Genomic DNA, 3,046 nt, shown 5'->3' with positions numbered 1-3,046 from the left:
TAGGGGCCGAAGCGGCGCGAGCGCAGCGCGCGCTCGACCAGCGCGGCGCCCTCCTCGATCTGCGCGCGGTGCCAGAGGCCGCGGTCCTGCTGGTCGAGCAGCACGATCTCGCCCTGCGCCGAAGTGCGCGCGGCACGGCGCGCATCGTGCAGCAGCATCAGCGCCAGCAGGCCCAGCGCCTCGGGCGCGGCCTCGGCGCCGGGCAGCAGCTCGACCAGCAGCCGGCCCAGCCGGATCGCCTCGGCCGAGAGGTCGGCGCGCGTCAGGCTCTCGCCCGAGGAGGCGGCATAGCCTTCGTTGAAGACCAGGTAGACCACGCGCAGCACGGCGTCGAGCCGTTCGGGCAGCTCGGTGCGCGTGGGCACCTGGTAGGGAATGCGTGCGTCGCGGATGCGGGCCTTGGCGCGCACGATGCGCTGCGCGATGGTCGGCGCGGGCACCATGAAGGCACGCGCGATCTCCTCGGTCGCGAGTCCGCAGACCTCGCGCAGCGTGAGCGCCACCTGGGCATCGGGCGAAAGGGCCGGATGGCAGCAGGTGAAGACCAGGCGCAGGCGGTCGTCTTCGAGTTCGTCGGTGTCGGCGTCCCAGCCCGGCGCGGGGTCGGCCAGCGCCTCGGCGCGCTCGGCCGATTCGTCCCAGGGCGAGAAGCGCGCCTGGCGCCGGATGGCGTCGATCGCCTTGAAGCGCCCCGCCGACACCAGCCATGCGCGCGGGTTCGCGGGCACGCCCTGCGCCGGCCACTGCTCGAGCGCAGCGCGAAAGGCCTCGTGCAGCGCCTCCTCGGCGCGGTCGAAATCGCCGAGCAGGCGCACCAGCGTGGCGAAGATGCGGCGCGATTCGCCGCGGTAGACCGCCTCGAGCGTGGCGCGCACCGGGTCCGTCATGCGGCGGGTTCCGGCCTGCCCAGCCAGCGCTCGAGCCGCACCATCGAACCGGTCCAGCCGTGTTCGTGGCCCTCGCGCGCGGCCTGGTCGAAGAACTGCTCGTGCAGCAATTCGAGCTCGCAGCCGGTGCCGGCCGCATCGGGCTCGATGCGCACCGTGACGCGCGATTCGCGCTCGGGCGTGCTGCGCCAGGCCCAGCTGAAGACCAGCCGGCGCTGCTGCACGATCTCGAGGTAGGTGCCGCTGACGTCGTGCGTCTCGCCGTCGGCCGCGAGCATCGCCACGCGGAAGCGCCCGCCCACGCGCAGGTCGACCTCGGCATGCGGCACCGCGACGATCTCCTCGGGGCCGAACCAGTGCCTCAGCGCTTGCGGGTCGGTCCACGCGCGCCAGACCTTGTCGGGCGCGACGGCGTAGTGGCGGCGGAGGGTGAGGGAGGGACGCCCGGTGTTTGGGCTGGCAGGTTCCGCCATTCGGTTTGCTCCTGGTGATAGAGAAAGCGCGCCAAGGCATCGAGGCGCCCGGTCCAGAACTTCTCGTAGCGCGACAGCCACACGGCGGCCTCCTGCATCGGCCGCGGCGAGAGCTCGCAGCGCACGACACGGCCTTCCTTCGTGCGCGAGATCAGCCCCGCGTCCTCGAGCACGCGCAGGTGCTTCATGAAGCCCGTGAGCGACATCGCATGCGGCGCGGCCAGCTCGGTCACGCTGAGGCTGCGCTCGCCCAGGGTCTCGAGCACCGCGCGGCGCGTCGAGTCGGCGAGCGCGGCGAACACGGCATCGAGGGCAACGGGCGCGGGCGGTGCGGTGGCATCTGAGTGAACCATGCGGTTGAGTATCTGGAGCCGGCGCGCCAGCGTCAAGGCGTGGGGATATCGCAGTCGGCCGCGGGAACGCTTTATGCGTGCTGCGGCGCAGCATCCCCACTCGCCGCAAAGGAGCTTCCATGCTGGACCGTACCGCCACCCAGTTCTCCCACGTCAAACCGGGCGACACCGAATTCGTCTCGGGCGGACTGCGCGACTTCTTCCTCTACCGCGACCTCGGCGTGGCCGCCGCCACCAACGGCAAGGTGATCGCGCACCTCGTCAAGGCCAACATGGCACCGGAAGCGGGCACCGGCTGGCATCGCCACGAGGCCGACTTCCAGATCGTGATCATGGTCAAGGGCTGGGCCCGCTTCATGTACGAGGACAAGGAAACCCTGGTCGAAGCCGGCGACGTGGTGCACCAGCGCCCCGGCATCCGGCACTACCTGTTCGACTACTCGCCCGACATGGAGTACCTGGAGATCGTCTCGCCGGCCGATTTCAAGAGCGTGGATGTGGAGCCGGTGTGCGAGATTCCGGCGCCCACGCCCTGGAAGTAGGAATCGCGGGCACTCAGCGCAGGCCGAAACCCACGCTCGTGCTGCACTCGGTGTCGAGGTGCAGCACGCGGCCCTCGCCGTCGAACAGCAGCCAGCCATCGGCGACCGGCCGCATGCGCGGCCCGAACTCGCCGGGCCAGTGCAGCGTGGCGCCGAGCCCGCCGTCGTGCACCCGCAGCCACTGCACCCGGCACGCCGACCCGGACGCCTGCACCGCCGTCACCAGCCACGCCATGTCGACCTGCGCGCGCAGCGTGCGCGCCTCCCGGCCCGAGACCCGCAGCTCGCCCGCGTGGTTCGCCGTGATGTGCCAATGCAGGCGCAGCTTCGCCTCGCCATCGACGTCATCCTCGGCGTCGTCCTCGGCAATGAGATGGAAGGCACCGAAATCCGGATGCAGCAGGCGCATCGACGTCACGCCCTCGGGCTTCGCGATCGCCTCGCGGCCCTGCAGGCGCCGCTGTCCCGCGCCATAGCGCCAGAGCGTCGGCGTGCCCGACGGATCGGCAACCACGAACTGCTCGCGCGCCTGCGTCACGCGCAGATCGAGCACCGACCCCGGCAGGTCGGCGACCTGCCACAGCACCTCCTGCAGCGAACGCGCGGTATCGAGCACCTGGATGCGGTTGGCCCGGGTCACGGTCCAGCCGATGCCGTCGAACTCCGTGCCGAAGCCGTCGACGGCGACCATCCCGAGATCGACGACCCGGCGCTGCACGAGGTCGATACGGCTCACGCGCCACAGCCCGTCGCGCCGGGCCAGCGCCAGCGCGACCTGCCCGCTGTACGCC

General features: G+C 71.5%; 5 protein-coding genes. 1 reads left to right on the top strand and 4 read right to left on the bottom strand.

What is annotated here, in order from left to right:
* From AC27VN_RS37455 to AC27VN_RS37445, 3 genes are all read right to left on the bottom strand, one after another.
* A partial coding sequence (locus AC27VN_RS37455; RefSeq protein WP_490879926.1) for an RNA polymerase sigma factor occupies positions 1-887 on the bottom strand: 887 nt, incomplete at its 3' end.
* The gene (locus AC27VN_RS37450; RefSeq protein WP_490879925.1) at positions 884-1,360 is read right to left on the bottom strand and encodes an SRPBCC family protein; all 477 of its coding nucleotides are present in this window, start codon (positions 1,358-1,360) and stop codon (positions 884-886) included. The genes AC27VN_RS37455 and AC27VN_RS37450, both read right to left, overlap by 4 nt.
* Complete coding sequence (locus AC27VN_RS37445) at positions 1,249-1,713, bottom strand: ArsR/SmtB family transcription factor (RefSeq protein ID WP_093355882.1); 465 nt, start codon at positions 1,711-1,713, stop codon at positions 1,249-1,251. The genes AC27VN_RS37450 and AC27VN_RS37445 overlap by 112 nt, the downstream gene beginning before the upstream one ends.
* A 119-nt stretch (positions 1,714-1,832) precedes the next feature.
* Here AC27VN_RS37445 and AC27VN_RS37440 point away from each other — a divergent pair, with 119 nt between their 5' ends.
* Positions 1,833-2,255, top strand: coding sequence for a cupin domain-containing protein (locus AC27VN_RS37440; RefSeq protein ID WP_208511284.1), 423 nt, complete (start codon positions 1,833-1,835; stop codon positions 2,253-2,255).
* A 13-nt stretch (positions 2,256-2,268) separates the two neighbouring features.
* On the opposite strand, the gene AC27VN_RS37435 is transcribed toward AC27VN_RS37440, so the two are convergent.
* The coding region (locus AC27VN_RS37435; protein WP_490879924.1) for a hypothetical protein at positions 2,269-3,046 on the bottom strand (778 nt) is incomplete at its 5' end.

The organism is Variovorax sp. 20P10.2.4 (assembly GCF_058244205.1).
The sequence above is the reverse complement of the archived record's forward strand: the minus strand, read 5'-3'. Positions and strand labels throughout refer to the sequence as shown.